A 14,836-nucleotide genomic window follows, 5' to 3' on the forward strand; every position below is an offset into this window, starting at 1 on the left:
ACGTCCTGGCATGATCGGGGCATGGTCGAACGAGTCATTGCAGCGTGTGACGGAGCAGCCAAGGGCAACCCCGGCCCGGCGGCCTGGGCCTACGTGGTGGCGGACGCCGCCGGGGTGCCCCAGCGCTGGCAGGCCGGTCCGCTCGGGCACAGCACCAACAACGTGGGCGAGCTGACGGCACTGGAGCAGCTGCTGGCGTCGACGGACCCGGCCGTCCCGCTGGAGGTCCGGCTCGACAGCACGTACACCCGCGACGCGGTGACCAAGTGGCTGGTCGGCTGGAAGCGCAACGGCTGGAAGACCGCCGCCGGCAAGCCGGTCGCCAACCGCGAGCTGATCCAGCACATCGACGAGCTCCTGACCGGGCGGGACGTCACCTTCGTGTACGTCCCCGCCCACCAGGTGAACGGCGACCCGCTGAACGCCATCGCCGACAAGGCCGCCAGCGACGCCGCCCGCCGGCAGCAGGCCGCGGGCGGAACCGCCGCCGACCTCCCCGAGCCGGACCCGGCCCGGACCACCCCGGCGCGGGCCGCCCGCCCGGCCTCCTCGTCGGCGGGCTCGTCGGCCAGTTCGTCGGCCGGCTCGTCCACGGCGAAGAAGCGCTCGTCGGGCGGTTCGCGGACCCTCGCCGCCCGCTTCCCCGGCACTTGCCCCTGCACCCGCTCGTACGCCAAGGGCGACACCATCACCAAGGTGGGCAGCAGCTGGGGGCACCCGGAGTGCGCGGGCGCCCACGCGTAGGTCCGGCCCGACGCCGGGCGGGCCGACACCGGCCCGCCCGGGTCCGACTCACCCCAGGGGTGGAGCCAGGTGGAGCCGGGTGGAGCCGGGTGGAGCCGGGTGGAGAAAGCGCCTCGGCGAATTCTCCACCCCCGCGCCGAGGCTGACGGGACCTCAGCAGTCCTAGCGTCGGACACATGACCCGACCTACCGGCCGCACCACGGCCCGCGCCGGCGGCGCGCTGCTCACCGCCGCCCTCCTGCTCGCCGCACCGCTCGCGCCGACCGCCGTCGCGGCCCCGAGGGCGCAACTCGCCTGGGGGTCCTGCCCCGCGCCGACCCCGAACGCCAACGGCGTGCCGTTCCCCCGGGACCCGCGCCAGCAATGCGCGACCCTGCGGGTACCGCGGGACTACCATGACCCGGCCGAGGGCACGATCACCCTCACCGTCTCCCGGCTGCGCACCGCCGACCCCGCCCACCGGCGCGGCACCCTGGCCGTGGTGCCGGGCGGGCCGGGCGGCTCCGGACTGGACTACCCGGGCTCGATGGCGAAGCTGCTGCCGGCGGACGTCCTGCGCTCCTACGACCTGATCGGCTTCGACGAGCGGGGGGTGGGCAACAGCACCCCGGTCCACTGCGACCTGTCCGCCGCCGAGCGGGACGCCCAGCTCAACTACCCCTTCCCCGGCCCCGACGGCTCGATCACCGCCAACCTCGACCAGGCCCGGCGGGTGGCCGACGACTGCGCGGCCGCGAGCGGCGACTACCTGGCCGACGTGACCACGGCCAACTCGGCCCGCGACCTGGACCGGATCCGGGCGGCCCTGCACCTGCCCCGGATCTCCTACCTGGGCAGCTCGTACGGCACCTACCTCGGCCAGGTCTACGCCACCCTCTTCCCCTCGCACACCGACCGCGTGGTGCTGGACAGCACGGTGCCGCCGGGCGGGCTGGAGCAGGGGTTCAGCCTGTTCAGCGAAGGCTTCTCCGACTCCTTCCCGGCCCTGGCCCGCTTCGTCGCCGCCCAGGACGCCACCCTGCACCTCGGCGCCACCCCCGAGGCGGTCCGGGCGAGCTACCTGCGGCTGGCCGGCGAGGTCGACCGCGACCCGCTGCCGCTGTCGGGCGGCCGGCTGCTCACCGGCGGCGGCCTGCGCAGCGTCGTCTACGCCTCGCTGGTCAAGCCGAGCTACTACCCCCTCGGCGCGCGGGTCCTGCAACTGGCCGAGGAGCGCGACACGACTCCGACTCCGGCTCCGGCCCCGGTTACGGCTCCGGCGCCGGAGGGCGCGGGCACCGGTGGTTCGGGCGCCAACCCGCTGCCGCAGGTCATCCCTGACAACTTCCTCGCGGACCAGTTCGCGGTGATCTGCGGCGACTCGGCCTGGCCCCGCGACCCGGCCGTCTACGCCGCCCGCACCGCCGCCGACCGGGCCCGCTACCCGCTCACCAACGGCATGAGCGGCAACGTCTGGCCGTGCGCCTTCTGGCACTACGGCCCGAAGGAACCGCCGGTCCGGGCCGACCCGGACGGCCCGCGCAACATCCTGATGCTGCAGAACCGGTACGACCCCGACACCACCTACAACGGCGCCCGGCAGACCCAGCGCGCCTTCGGGCACCGGGCGGCGATGGTCACCTTCGACACGACCGCGCACGGCGTCGACTTCACCGACCCGCAGGTGCTCGCGCCGTTCACCGCCTTCCTCCTCGGCGGCCGGCTCCCGAGCTGAGCAGACGTACGGCCGGGGCCCCGACCCGGGCCCCGGCCGTACGTCCGTACGTCCGCTCAGGGCTTGGCGAGCCCGCTGCGGGCACCGTTCTCGGCCCGGACCGTGAGGGCGGCCGGCGCGGGCAGGAGTTCCTGGTGGTCCGGCGGGTAGAACTGCCGGGCCCAGTGCCGCAGGGCGCCGATCGGCCCGTCGCCGGGGGCGAGCCGGGGCGGTGACAGGTACTTCTTGGTGGACCAGATCGGGAAGTCGGCCGCCGTGAACTCGCAGCTCCGCTTGAACATCGGGCCCGCCAGCAGGCGCGACAGCGACCGGCTGACCGCCCTGCCGAGCACGGGCGGCAGCCGGGACGGCTCGTCGAAGGAGAACCGGCTCGCCTGCCGGAACTGCATCCGGCCGGGCGCGACCATGGTGGCCATCACCAGCGAGCACATCTTCAGGCCGAGGGCCGGGGTGTGCACGTCGGTGTGCAGGCAGGCGAGGCCGTAACCGTCGACCTCGATCTCGACCTGGCGCCGGCCCAGCAGCGGGAAGTCCTCCTGCACCCGCATCGAGACGTGGAAGCGCGTGCCGTCCCAGTCGATCGGGGCCGCCAACTCGCCGCTCGGCCAGCCGTGCAGGGTGACGAAGTGGCCCAGGTCCACCGCGTTCTCCATGACGTCCTGGGCGTAGCCGGCCATCTCCCAGGCGGCGTGCCGGGACGGCTGGTGCCCGAGCGTGTGCCACTCCGGGATCTCCCAGTCCGGCTGCCGGCCGTCGTGGTGGCGCCAGACGAAGACGGCGTCGTTCACCTCGCGCACCGGAAGCTGCGCCAGGGAGGCCTTCGGCGGCGCGGAGCCGTACCCGGTCCGCACGCACCGGCCGTCCGGGGCGAAGGCGAAGCGGTGGAAGGGGCAGACCAGGTCGTCGCCCTCCACCTCGGCGAGGCCGAGGTGGGCCCCCAGGTGCGGGCAGTAGGGGCGGATCGCGCGGATCCCCCCGCTCCGCAGCCGGTACAGCACGACGTCCTCCCCGGCCAGCCGGCGGGTGAGCACCGTGCCGGGCTTGAGCTCGTCGGCGAAGCCGACCGAGGCCCACCCGTCGGGGTACGGCAGGCCCGGCGGCAGCGCGACGTCGCCCGCGGTGGGGCCCTCACCGATGGGCCGGACGTGCTTTAAGGACTCGCGCATGAACTCTCCTCCTGGCCTGCCAGGCTCCGACCTCGGCAGCTCAGCCGGCCCTCCCGGGCAATTCGTCTCCGAACGGAACGCCCCGCATGCTAACCGCAGATCGACGGGGCCCGTGCGAACAACATGGCTGATACCAAAGAAGTCTGATGATTCATCAGAAAATCTCCGATGCGACCTTCGACGGCCGGACGGCTGAGCGATTCCCGGGCGGGCCGATCCACCGCAGCGCCGTGCGGCCTGCCCGGCGTCGGCGCGCAGGCGGGGTCCGAAGACACGCCCTGGACTTCGGGACGGTGGCAAACGCGGTGAGGGGTGCGCGAGTTGGCGCGGTCGGCCCGACAAGATCGGCCGGACAGGAGCTGGCTAGCGGTCCGCCGCTTCGACGGCGCTCAGCGGGGCCGCCAGGTCCTCCAGGCTGCGCCGTTCCGCCCGCACGCCGATCGCGGCCTCGACCAGCCCGGCGGCCGTCATCAGCGCCGCCCCGATGCAGAAGGCGAGCGTGGTGTCGGAGACCTTCCCGCTGCTCACCAGGCCGTTGAAGAGCAGCGGGCCGCTGATGCCGCCGACCGCCGTGCCGACGGCGTAGAAGAAGGCGATGCTCATCGCCCTGGTCTCCAGCGGGAAGATCTCGCTCACCGTCAGGTAGGCCGCGCTCGCCCCCGCCGAGGCCAGGAACAGCACGGCCGTCCAGCAGGCCGTCATGCCGGCCGCGCTCAGCGCGCCCTGCTGGAACAGTGCGGCGGTGCCGAACAGCAGCACCCCCGAGCCGATGTACGTGCCGGCGATCATCGGCACCCGCCCCACCGAGTCGAAGAGGTGGCCCAGCAGCAGCGGGCCGAGGAAGTTGCCGACCGCGATGACCGCGAAGTAGTAGCCGGTGTCGCCCTCCGGCACGTCGAAGTAGAGGGTCAGGATGACGGCGTAGCCGAAGGTCACGGCGTTGTACAGGAACGCCTGCCCGATGAAGAGCGCGAGGCCGAGCACCGTGCGGCGCGGGTAGCGGCTGATCACGGTGCGGGCGATCGTGACGAAGCCGAGCGGGGCGCGTTCGCGGATCAGGATCGGCCGGTCGGTGACGGGCGGCAGCGGGTGGCCGGTCTCCCGCTCCACGACCCGTTCGGCCTCGGCCACCACCTCCTCGGCCTCCGGCGCCCGCCCGTGGGTGAACAGCCAGCGCGGGCTCTCCGGGACGTGCCGGCGGACCAGCAGGATCACCAGGCCCAGCACGACACCGATCCCGAAGGCGAGCCGCCAGCCCACGTCGGTGGCGAACAGCGCGGTGTTCAGCAGTGCGACGGAGGCGAAGGCGCCGAGCGCGGCGCCGATCCAGAAGCTGCCGTTGATGATCAGGTCGATCCGGCCGCGCACCCGGGCCGGGATCAGCTCGTCGATCGCCGAGTTGATCGCCGCGTACTCGCCGCCGATGCCGAAGCCGGTGAAGAAGCGGCAGAGGAAGAAGAACCAGGCCGTCCAGGACAGTGAGGTCACGGCGGTCGCCGCCAGGTAGACGGCGAGCGTCACCATGAAGAGCTTCTTGCGCCCGAGCCGGTCGGTCAGCCAGCCGAAGAACAGCGCGCCGGAGCAGGCGCCCGCCACGTACACGGCGGCCGCGATCGTCGTCACCTGCGTCGTCGAGATGGCGATGCCGCTGCCGGGCTGCGCGAGCCTGGCCGCCATGTTGCCGACGATCGTCACCTCCAGGCCGTCCAGGATCCAGACGGTGCCCAGGCCGATCACGATCCGCCAGTGCCAGCGGGACCACGGCAGCCGGTCCAGCCGGGCCGTCACGTTGGTCTCGATGACCCCGGCTCCGGCCGTGGCGGCCGTGCCGTCGTGCGGCCGCTGCGCGGGTGACTTCGCCGGATCGGCCATACGGGTCTCCTTCGCTCGCCGTTTCGGGACGCCTCCCGTCTGCCCGCTTTCCGCAGGACCGAACGGGGTGCCCGCCCGTCACGGTGGGTGAGCGTTCGCGCCCCCTCCGCCATCATGCCCCGAAGGTGGGGGCGCCGCCGGGGGAGGCGTTCCCCTTGCCGGGCGGCGGCGGCCCGTCCCGCGGCGCCGGGGCCGCGCCCAGGGCCCGCGGCGCCCTCCCGGGCGGTGGACGGCGCGCCGTCCGTGAGCTGCCCGAGCGGGCTGGCGGCGAGGATGGACCAGGCGGTGTCCCGCACCGCCGTCGTCGAGGGTGTGGGCAAAAGGCGATGCTGATCTCCGTGACGGGTGTGTACGGCGACCGGGTGAGTCTTGACCGCGGGGCGCTGGAGCAGGAGGGCGTGTAGAGGTCACCTGCCGGGCGGTGCGGCGACCGGTTCAGCGGTCGCCGACCACGCCGCAGCGCCATGCCCAGGCTGCGATCTCCACGCGGTTCCGCAGCTCCAATTTGGCCTGGATGCTCGCCAGATGGGTCTTGACGGTGGAGAGCGACACGAAGAGGTCGGCGCAGACCTCCTGATTGGTCCGCCCGTTGGCGACCAGTCGGGCCACGTCCAACTCCCGTTCCGTCAGCGGACCGGAGTCCACCTCGCCGGGGGGAGGGGGCCGCTGCGTGTCGATCCGCTCCAGCAGCCGTACGGTCACGGCGGGGGAGATCAGTACGTCGCCGCGGGCCGCCGCGCGGACGGCCTCCACCAGCAGCGCGGGACCGGCGTCCTTCAACAGGAACCCGCAGGCCCCGCTGCTCAGCGCCCCGTCGACGTAGTCGTCCTGGTCGAAGGTGGTGACGATGACCACGCGCAACGGGTTGACCGCGTTCGGGCCCGCGAGCAGCCGGGTCACCTGAAGGCCGTCGAGTTTCGGCATTCGGATGTCGACCAGGCACACGTCGGGCCGCAGTCTCCGGGCCAGCTCCACGCACTCCGCGCCATCGGCCGCCTCGCCCACGACCTCGATGCCGGGATGGGTCTGGAGGATCAGCCGGAAGCCGGTGCGGACCATTTCCTGGTCGTCGGCGATCAGGACCCGGATCGCCGGTCCACTGGCATTGGTCATATAGGCGATCCTGCCACAGCGCCGTTTGAGGTTCCCCCGACGAACGAAAGATCGCCAGAGATGGCGTGATGCAGTCCAGTTGAGTGTGCATCAGTGCACCTGCGGGCGCTCGGTGGGCCGGATCCGGTGGTCGGCCCGGGGCGGTCGGCCCCGGGGGATCCGGGGTGTGATCGCCCATGTCCCGCACAGCTCGCGGCGAAGGATAGGGGCTACCCCGTGGTACGGCCTCGACCGAAAGGACAATGTCGCGGCGCAGAACCGGCCAGTCGGCCGAGGCGACCGGCCTCGTCGGGGAACGAAGGTGGAGTATGTGAACTCCATCCCCTTGCTTCCGCCTGTGCTCAGCGGCACCGGGCTGTCCACGTCCTTTGGATCCACCCGCGCGCTCCACATCGCCGGCGGGCCGGGTCGCGTCGAGGAGCAGGAGAGCCGGTGAAGATCGCCTTCGTCCTCCTCACCTACAACCCTGACGAGCCGGCGGGGATCGAACGCAGCGTCGGGTCGCTCGCTGCCGGCCTGCGTGAGCTGGGTCACCAGGTCATCACCATCGTAGCCGGACCGGCGTCCGCCACCGACAAGCCGGACCTGGTCCGGCTGGACTCGGTCACGCTGGTCCGCCCCATGCTGTTCGACGACTTGCCACGTGTGCTCGCCGATCCCGGCCCGGTGCGGGACGAGGTCAGGGGAATACTCGTCGAGCATCACGTCGACGTGGTGTGCTGGGCCGACGCGGTGGTCGGCCTCGGCTATCTGGCCCCGGCCCCGGACGGGGTGCGAACCGCCCTCATGGCACACCTCGTGCGGGGTGACAGCCGGATGCACGAGAGCCTGGCACACAAACCTGATGCCGTGCTCGCTGCCAGTTCCTTCCTCGTCAGCGAGTCCGCACGGGCAGGTGTGGACACCACAGGGTGGCAGGTGTTGCCGAATCCGCTTCCACGCCGGGGCACTCCACCACCATCCGGTATCCGTGAAGGACTTCGGCGCACCGGTCCGCTGCGGACCCTGGCCAGGCCGGACCCGGTCAAGGGCATTACCGGCTTGCTTCGCGCCATCCCGGACGACTTCGACCGGCCGGTGCAGGTCGTGCTCGCGGACGCGGGCTTCGAGCTGTGGCGAGGTATGCAGGACGATGTCCGCCGGGAATGCCAGAAGTTGGCCGAGGGACGGCCCCAGATCGAACTGCTGCCTCCTCTGCCGTGGGACGAGGTGCAGGACTTCCTCGCCGAGGCCGCACTCGCCATGATGCCGACCACGTGGCCGGAGACCTTCGGCAACGTCGCGGCCGAGGCGCTGTCCGCCGGAACACCGGTGGTCGGCTTCCACCTCGGAAATCTGCCGCATCTCGTGGGCACGGCCGGAGCCCTGGTCGAGCTCGGACCCGCTGCCGAAGTCCACCACATCAGCGCCGTCACCAGCCGGAACGCTCAACCACCTGGCGCTGAGGAAGGCTTCGCGAGGCTTTGGGCGGCCACCACGGCGCTGCTCTCCGATCCCGACGGCTACCACGCGGCCTCCGAGCAGGCGGTGCGTCAGGTGGCCGGCTACGAACCGGCCGCGGTGGCGAGCACGTTCCTCCGCTGTGTCGGCGTCCACGACTAGGAGTCGCCGTCAGAGCGCCACGCCCACCTCACGAGCAGCGCGACGGGGTGGACGGGTTCCCACTCGGCGCCGGCCGGTTCATGGCGGCGTATCACCACTCCACACCCCACCATCCGAGATCACTTTGACGACGGACCCCGACAGCACCCGTCGGTCCCGCAATCCCCTTCGCCCGAGGAGTTCCGAGATGTGGTCAGGCAGCAGCACCCTTGCAACGCACACGCTCGACGCGAACGCTGTTCGTACCCATCCCCACTGCGGACCAGTTGACCAAGCACCTCGAAAGTACCGGGGACCCCATCAGCTCTCCCGAAACGGATGGGCGAACTTCGCCGAGCGGCTGGAACGATCCGAGGAGATCGCCACCATCCTGTCGCTCACCGCGGGCCACGCCCGTGTCCTCGACGTCGGCGGCGGCACCGGCGAGCTGACCCGGGCCGTGGCAGCGCAGATCGGCAAGTGCACGACCGTCGAACCACACCGTGACAGGGTGGCCGTCCTCGACGCCGGGGGGCCGGCCGCGGCCGCGGTCGAAGTGCATCCCGGCCGAGCGGAGGCCTTGCCCTTCGCCGATCGCTCCTTCGACCTGGTGTACACCGCCTGGGTCCTTCACTACGTGCAGGACCTGCAGCAGGCCCTCGAAGAGATCGCCCGGGTCTGCGACGACACCAACCCCGAGGCCACGATCGTCGTAGTCGGTGGATCCCCCGACAACGAACTCGTCCGCCTGCTCAACGACGTGTGCGTTCCGATCGCCGGAGAGCAGCCCGATCACCAGGGCTTCCTCCTCGCCGAAGCCGCCCGGGTCTTCTCCGACCACGGGTTCTCCGAGTTCAGCCTGCTGCGTACCGAGGCGGCGCTGCACTTCCCGGAGGTTTCCGAGCCGGACCGGATCACCGCCGCGGCGGCGACGCTGGTCGACTTCTGGTTCGAGGGCCATGCCCGTGCCGCCGACATGCGGCGCGCTCTGGAACCGGCGCTGCGCGAGCACTTCGCGCGCCGCCCCCATGCCGTGGGTGACCAGGCCACTGTGCTGGTCGCTCGGGCACCGCGGCTGGACAACCCGAACACCGGCACGGCGTAGAACCCATGGTCCGGTGCGATCCGCGGCGCCGGCAGGCGGACGCCACTCACCGCTGCCCCGTCGAGGCTCCACCGTCATCGCACAAGGAGCGTGATGCATGATTTCCTGCGGACTCAAGCTCACCCACGACGGCGCCGTGGCGCTGATCGACGGCGACCGGCTGGTGTTCAGCGTCGAGATGGAGAAGATCGGCAACGGCAAGCGGTTCAGCTGGATCACCGACCTCAACATCATCCCCGGGATACTCGCCGATTTCGGTTACCGGCCCGAGGACGTGGACGAGTGGGTGATCGACGGCTGGGACGGTGACCAGCCCAGGCCGCTCTTCTTCACCATGCACGACAACGGGAAACCGGTCGAGATCACCGTCGCGCCGTACCGCGAGTGCCTGGCCTGCCCGGATCTGCTCCTGCCCGGCTACTCCGACGAGTTCACCATCGACGGCCACGGCTACCAGTACACCAGCTACACGCATGCCGCCGGCCACCTGTCCAGCACCTACTGCACCAGCCCCTTCGCCCGGCGTGGGGAGCCCGCGTTCGTGCTCATCTGGGACGGTGGTCTGTTCCCGGCCCTGTACTCGGTGGATCCCGCCACCGGGGTGCGCAACCTGGGCGACCTGTTCCCGGTGCTGGGACACGCCTACGCGGTCGCCGGCCAGCATTTCGGCCCGTTCCGCAAGCCCGGCGAGCCCGATACCTGGGACCTGACGGTGGCCGGGAAACTCATGGCCTACATCGCGCTCGGCACACCCCGTGAACCGGTGCTCGCCGTGTTGCGTGAGGAGTTCCACCGCATTTTCGAGAGCGAACAGCCTCAAGCAGTGGAATACCGGCGCCGCACCGGCGGGTTCGGCAGCCCGTTCGAACCTTCGATGCCGCCGGTGCACGAGTTCTACGCCGCGGTGCGTACGAGGACCGACCCGGCCGCGGTGTCCGACGAGGACGTGCTGGCCAGCATCCACCAGTTCTTCGAGGACCTGCTCTGCGAGCGGATCACCGGTGCGTTGCGCGCGGCCGGCGCGGCCGGGCCGGTGAACCTGTGCTTCACCGGCGGCTGTGCGCTGAACATCAAGTGGAACAGCGCACTCCGCGCGCTGCCGGCCGTCCGCGAGATGTGGGTGCCCCCGTTTCCCAACGACTCCGGCTCGGCCATCGGCGCCGCGGCGCTGGGTCGGGCCGCGCACGCGAAGCTTTCGGCCCTCGACTGGTCCACCCGGCTGGGGCCCGAACTGCTGCCCGTGTCGAACATCCCCGGCGGCTGGTCGGCCCGTCCGTGCTCACCGGCCGAACTCGCCGGGCTGTTGCACGAGACCGGCGATCCGGTGGTGGTGCTCAGCGGGCGCGCGGAGTTGGGGCCACGGGCCCTGGGCGGGCGCAGTATCCTCGCCGCGCCGACCGCTCCCGGGATGAAGGACGAACTCAACCGGATCAAGGCGCGCGAGCCCTACCGTCCGGTCGCCCCGATCTGTCTGGTCGACGCCGCCCCGAAGATCTTCGACCCGGGCGTCCCGGACCCGTACATGCTCTTCGACCACGACGTGCGGCCGGACTGGGTGGACCGCATCCCGGCGGTCGTGCACCTCGACGGCACCGCCCGGCTGCAGACGGTCGACCCGGCCGACGACCCGGTCCTGGGCGAGGTGCTCGTCGAGTACCACCGGCTCAGCGGGATTCCGGTGCTGTGCAACACCAGTGCCAATCTCAACGGCAGCGGATTCTTCCCGGACGTGGCCTCGGCCATCGAGTGGGGACAGGTGGACCGCGTCTGGAGCGCCGGAACGCTCTACCAGCGCCGCAGCGGTTGACCGACGGGACCGGGACGGGTGCTGCCCCGGCCCGGCCGGCGAATTCCGTTGCCCGGCAGCGCTTTCTGGAGGATCCGATGCTTTTCTGTGGAATTTCCTGGGGGGCGGTGGGATACCGCGCCGCCGGAGTGGACGCGACCGGCGAGGAGGTCTTCGCCCGGGACTTCCCACCGGGTTCGCTCGATGCCCTGATCGCCTTTCTGCGCGAGCGGACGGCGACCGCCGACGGCGGGTTGAGCTGCGTCATCGACAGCACCAACGGAACGCTGGACCTGCACCTGCTGACCGCGGGTCTGACCGTGTGCCGGGCCGATCCGGGGCTGTTGCCCGGCAGGCCGGTCGACGGCTCGGTGCCCGCGACCGAGTTGGCCAGGGCAGCCGCGGCCGACCCGACCGCGATCACGCGGCTGACGGCCGGTGCGGGCATGCTCAGCGGTCGCACCGACGCGTCCGACCACCACATGCGCATTCCGGCCGGACTCCAGCGACGCGCCACTCCCGCCGGCACCCTGCCGGAACGCGGCGGGGGGCAGCCGCTCCAGGTCGCGCTGACCTTCGACGACGGCCCGTGCCCGCCCTACACCGACCGGATCCTGGACATCCTGCGGTCCTACCGGGTGACGGCCAGTTTCTTCTGCGTCGGGTTGAACGCGGTCGGCTACCCGACGACGCTGCGGCGCATCGCCGAGGAGGGGCACACGCTGGGCAACCACACCTGGTCACATCCCTTTCTGCCCGACCTCGGCCAGGACGAACTCGCCTTCCAGGTCGAGGCGACCGCCACGGCGATCTCCAGGATCACCGGGCTGCGGCCCCGCCTGGTCCGCCCGCCCTACGGGGCCGGCCGGCCCGAAGTGCTGGACTGGTTCGTCGAGCGGGACCTGGTCTGCGTGCTGTGGGACAACGACAGCCGGGACTGGGCCGCGCCGGGGGCAGCGGAGATCACCGAGCGGGTCGTCCGGCAAGTCCACCACGGGCCCATCGCCCTGCTGCACGACGGCGGCGGCGACCGGTCGCAGACCGTGGCGGCCCTGCCCGGGATCATCGAGCAGTTCCTCTCCGAGGAATACGCCTTCGTGGGCGTCGACACGCTGTGGCCGGTGCTCCCCGACCCGGGATCCTGAACTCACGGCGGGTCGCCCACTGCGTCGCCGCGCCCCCGCCACCGTCGCGCCCACCCCCGTCGCCACCTGCCGCAGATCGGAGCAGCGATGTCACCGCAACGCGCGAACCAGCCCCGGATCGCGGTCGTGATCCCCACGTACAACCGATCCGCGCTGCTGCGCAGCACGCTGGCGGCGCTGGCGAGGCAGCGGCTTCCGGTGAGCGAGTTCGAGGTCGTCGTCTCCGACGACGGCTCCTCGGACGACACCAGCGACACGGTCGCCGGTTTCGTCGACCGACTCCGGCTGCAGTACCACTTCCAGGAGGACCTCGGCTTCCGGGCCTCGGCCGCGCGGAACGCCGGGGCCCGGCGCACATCCGCACCGATCCTGGTGTTCCTCGACGCGGGTGTGCTGCCGGGTCCGGACTTCCTGTCCGCCCACCTGTCCGCCCACCTGTCTGCTCAGCTGCCGGGTTCGGCCGTGGCCGGGTACATCTTCGGCTACCAGCCGGACGGCCCGGTCGCCGCACTCGACGAGACCACGTGGACCCTGGACCCCGAACAGCTGATCCGGAACCACGGCGATTCGCCGGAGTTCCGGGATGCTCGGCACCTCGCGTTCGAGCGTTTCGGCTTCGACCTCGGGAACTGCGCGGTTCCGTGGCAGTGGTTCTGGTCGGGGAACTGTTCGGTGCGCGCAGCGGACTTCTGGGCGGCCGGCGGATTCGACGAGGACTTCCGCAGTTGGGGAGGCGAGGACACGGAGTTGGCGTACCGGCTGTTCGGGCGCGGCGCGCGATTCGTCGTGAGCCGGGCCGCGTGGGCTATCGAGGCGCCGCACCCCAGGACGGTCGTGCCGAACCTGAGCAGCGGCAGCGCCAACATGCTGATGGTCCTCCACAAACACCCGGACACCGTGGTCGAACTCCTGTGGTCCTGGTTCGCCCGTGAACAGCATTCCCAGTTCCAGATCCACCACGACTGGAACGTCGAGGACGAGTACCTGCTCGTCCTCGACGCGGTCGCCAAGGCCAGATCGGTCGACGTCACCGACGAACTGGCGCAGCTGCGCCACATGGCGGGAAGCGCCCGGATAGCCGTTCTGGGTTGTGGCGACGACGTGCCGGACTGGCTGGCCACCGCCGAGCTGTTCGACTTCGATCGTGAGGTCGTCGAGAAAGCCGCGTACCAGGTGAACCATGCCATCGGGCTGCGCACCGCTTTGCCGGACAACTCGGTCGATCTCGTCTTCGTGACATCGAGGCTGCGGACGTTGTGGGACCAGTGGGAGAGCACGATCCGGGCCGAGGCGCGTCGGATCGGAGGCGATCTTCTCGGCCCGCCGGAGCCGAGGTGATCCGGCCGGGAGGTTGGCGGCTCGGACACGGTGTCCGGGTACCGCGGCCTGCCGAAACCGGGCCGCATCCGCCGCCGTCGATCGGTTCGGCGGGTTGTTCCGCGCTCACCTCGACGGGCTGAGGTGACCTGCGGCGGTGGGTGCGGCCGGCTCCCGGGCTACGGCTCGACGTACTTGCGCAGTACCTGCTGGTAGTCCGCGAACTCCGGCTCGCTGTGCAGCTTGGAGACGTCCTTCTTCAGGTAGACCATGCTGGGGCAGCTGGGTTTGGCGCTGCCGAGCAGCTGTTCGGTGCCGACCTTCTTCCCCGTCCTGGCCTCGTACACGGTCACCTCGTACGTGCCGCGGTAGAGCTTGAGGGTGTCCGAGGTGAACTTGCAGTCGGTGAGGAACTCGCCCTCGTCGGGTGAGCCCAGGCAGGCGATCAGCTGGACGCGGTACGGGTCCAGGTGGGTCCCGCTCCAGTAGTCCGGCGAGCCGGCGGTGGGGGAGGCGGGGTGCGAGGTGCCGGACGCGCTCCCGGGGCCCGCCGTCGCCACCGCCCCGGTGTCCCGCCGGAATTCCACCCGTATTTCCGCACCGGCGGTGGTTTTCTTCCCCGCCGCTTTCCGGAACTCTTTCGAAGTCGATTTCCGGAGGTGGTGGAGACGGGGTGGAGAGGTGCTGGAAAGGGCTTTCCGGCGGGGGTGCGGTGTGTTGTGGTGGGGTGGTGGCGGAGCCGGGCCGCACCCCCGTGGCGGCCCGGACCGGCCGGACAGCCGCTGGTGGGCGGCGTAGACGCTCGCGCATGGATGTGAGTGCGGTGGCTATGGTTCGCCGACTCGGGGTGGATTTGAATGGTGCCATGACGATGAACCGACCGGGCTCGCAGAGCGGTAGGGGCCCGCGGATCGCGTCGGACCTCCCGGGCGCCGCCGGCGCTTTCGGGACGTCGGTTCCGTCAGTTTCCTCCGTCTCTCCGAATGAGGTGCTCGTGATGGCTCGTAAGGGTGTTGTGGATCTTCCGGTCGGTGCTGGTGTGGTGCTGGTGGTGGGTGGGACGGGTAAGACCGGTCGGCGGGTGGCGGAGCGGTTGTCGGGGTCGGGGTACGAGGTGCGGGTGGGGTCGCGGTCGGGGGCGGTGGCGTTCGACTGGCATGACGAGGGGACGTGGGAGGCGGCGCTGGAGGGGGTGGCTGCGGCGTATCTGACGTACTACCCGGATCTGGCGTTTCCGGGGGCGGTGGAGGCGGTGGGGGCGTTCGCGCGGTTGGCGGCGCGGCGTGGTGTGG

11 protein-coding genes and 1 pseudogene are annotated in these 14,836 nt (G+C 71.3%); 8 read left to right on the forward strand and 4 right to left on the reverse strand.

What is annotated here, in order from left to right:
• Positions 1-21: 21 nt before the first annotated feature.
• Together ACIQVZ_RS36290 and ACIQVZ_RS36295 are read left to right on the forward strand one after the other, a co-directional pair.
• On the forward strand, positions 22-744 hold the full coding sequence (locus ACIQVZ_RS36290; protein WP_350884950.1) for a ribonuclease H: 723 nt from the start codon (positions 22-24) through the stop codon (positions 742-744).
• Between the two features lie 176 nt (positions 745-920).
• Positions 921-2,459, forward strand: coding sequence for an alpha/beta fold hydrolase (locus ACIQVZ_RS36295; RefSeq protein WP_402456106.1), 1,539 nt, complete (start codon positions 921-923; stop codon positions 2,457-2,459).
• 56 nt (positions 2,460-2,515) lie between these two features.
• On the opposite strand, the gene ACIQVZ_RS36300 is transcribed toward ACIQVZ_RS36295, so the two are convergent.
• The 3 genes from ACIQVZ_RS36300 to ACIQVZ_RS36310 all read right to left on the reverse strand — a co-directional run bounded on the left by ACIQVZ_RS36300 (position 2,516) and on the right by ACIQVZ_RS36310 (position 6,610).
• Positions 2,516-3,625 (reverse strand): Rieske 2Fe-2S domain-containing protein, encoded by a 1,110-nt coding sequence (locus tag ACIQVZ_RS36300; RefSeq protein WP_402456108.1) that lies wholly within the window; start codon positions 3,623-3,625, stop codon positions 2,516-2,518.
• A 363-nt stretch (positions 3,626-3,988) separates the two neighbouring features.
• Positions 3,989-5,497, reverse strand: coding sequence for an MFS transporter (locus ACIQVZ_RS36305; RefSeq protein ID WP_402456110.1), 1,509 nt, complete (start codon positions 5,495-5,497; stop codon positions 3,989-3,991).
• 435 nt (positions 5,498-5,932) lie between these two features.
• Complete coding sequence (locus tag ACIQVZ_RS36310) at positions 5,933-6,610, reverse strand: response regulator transcription factor (RefSeq protein ID WP_350884960.1); 678 nt, start codon at positions 6,608-6,610, stop codon at positions 5,933-5,935.
• Between the two features lie 432 nt (positions 6,611-7,042).
• Between ACIQVZ_RS36310 and ACIQVZ_RS36315 the strand changes: the two genes are divergently transcribed.
• The 5 genes from ACIQVZ_RS36315 to ACIQVZ_RS36335 all read left to right on the forward strand — a co-directional run bounded on the left by ACIQVZ_RS36315 (position 7,043) and on the right by ACIQVZ_RS36335 (position 13,565).
• Positions 7,043-8,212, forward strand: coding sequence for a glycosyltransferase family 4 protein (locus tag ACIQVZ_RS36315; protein ID WP_402456113.1), 1,170 nt, complete (start codon positions 7,043-7,045; stop codon positions 8,210-8,212).
• A gap of 187 nt (positions 8,213-8,399) precedes the next feature.
• Positions 8,400-9,296 carry a class I SAM-dependent methyltransferase gene (locus tag ACIQVZ_RS36320; RefSeq protein WP_402456115.1) on the forward strand — a complete coding sequence of 299 codons (897 nt, stop codon included), beginning with the start codon at positions 8,400-8,402 and terminating at the stop codon, positions 9,294-9,296.
• Between the two features lie 97 nt (positions 9,297-9,393).
• Positions 9,394-11,103: a carbamoyltransferase N-terminal domain-containing protein gene (locus ACIQVZ_RS36325; protein WP_402456117.1), complete on the forward strand. Its 1,710-nt coding sequence runs from the start codon at positions 9,394-9,396 to the stop codon at positions 11,101-11,103.
• A gap of 107 nt (positions 11,104-11,210) precedes the next feature.
• Complete coding sequence (locus ACIQVZ_RS36330) at positions 11,211-12,227, forward strand: polysaccharide deacetylase family protein (RefSeq protein ID WP_350887825.1); 1,017 nt, start codon at positions 11,211-11,213, stop codon at positions 12,225-12,227.
• 87 nt (positions 12,228-12,314) lie between these two features.
• Complete coding sequence (locus tag ACIQVZ_RS36335; protein WP_402456119.1) at positions 12,315-13,565, forward strand: glycosyltransferase; 1,251 nt, start codon at positions 12,315-12,317, stop codon at positions 13,563-13,565.
• A gap of 158 nt (positions 13,566-13,723) precedes the next feature.
• Here the strand turns inward: ACIQVZ_RS36335 and ACIQVZ_RS36340 are convergent, their stop codons facing one another.
• Positions 13,724-14,131 (reverse strand): hypothetical protein, encoded by a 408-nt coding sequence (locus tag ACIQVZ_RS36340; protein WP_402456121.1) that lies wholly within the window; start codon positions 14,129-14,131, stop codon positions 13,724-13,726.
• 278 nt (positions 14,132-14,409) lie between these two features.
• On the opposite strand from ACIQVZ_RS36340, the pseudogene ACIQVZ_RS36345 reads away from it, so the two are divergent.
• Positions 14,410-14,836 (forward strand): annotated as a pseudogene (locus ACIQVZ_RS36345) (hypothetical protein); the annotation flags it as partial.

It is taken from the genome of Kitasatospora sp. NPDC098663 (genome assembly GCF_044760075.1).
In the GTDB taxonomy this organism is placed as follows: domain Bacteria; phylum Actinomycetota; class Actinomycetes; order Streptomycetales; family Streptomycetaceae; genus Kitasatospora.

Bases quoted from the DNA above. Each gene is read 5' to 3' on its own strand.
- ACIQVZ_RS36290 (WP_350884950.1), top strand. From the start codon at position 22: ATGGTCGAACGAGTCATTGCAGCGTGTGACGGAGCAGCCAAGGGCAAC.
- ACIQVZ_RS36295 (WP_402456106.1), top strand. From the start codon at position 921: ATGACCCGACCTACCGGCCGCACCACGGCCCGCGCCGGCGGCGCGCTG.
- ACIQVZ_RS36300 (WP_402456108.1), bottom strand. From the start codon at position 3,625: ATGCGCGAGTCCTTAAAGCACGTCCGGCCCATCGGTGAGGGCCCCACC.
- ACIQVZ_RS36305 (WP_402456110.1), bottom strand. From the start codon at position 5,497: ATGGCCGATCCGGCGAAGTCACCCGCGCAGCGGCCGCACGACGGCACG.
- ACIQVZ_RS36310 (WP_350884960.1), bottom strand. From the start codon at position 6,610: ATGACCAATGCCAGTGGACCGGCGATCCGGGTCCTGATCGCCGACGAC.
- ACIQVZ_RS36320 (WP_402456115.1), top strand. From the start codon at position 8,400: ATGTGGTCAGGCAGCAGCACCCTTGCAACGCACACGCTCGACGCGAAC.
- ACIQVZ_RS36325 (WP_402456117.1), top strand. From the start codon at position 9,394: ATGATTTCCTGCGGACTCAAGCTCACCCACGACGGCGCCGTGGCGCTG.
- ACIQVZ_RS36335 (WP_402456119.1), top strand. From the start codon at position 12,315: ATGTCACCGCAACGCGCGAACCAGCCCCGGATCGCGGTCGTGATCCCC.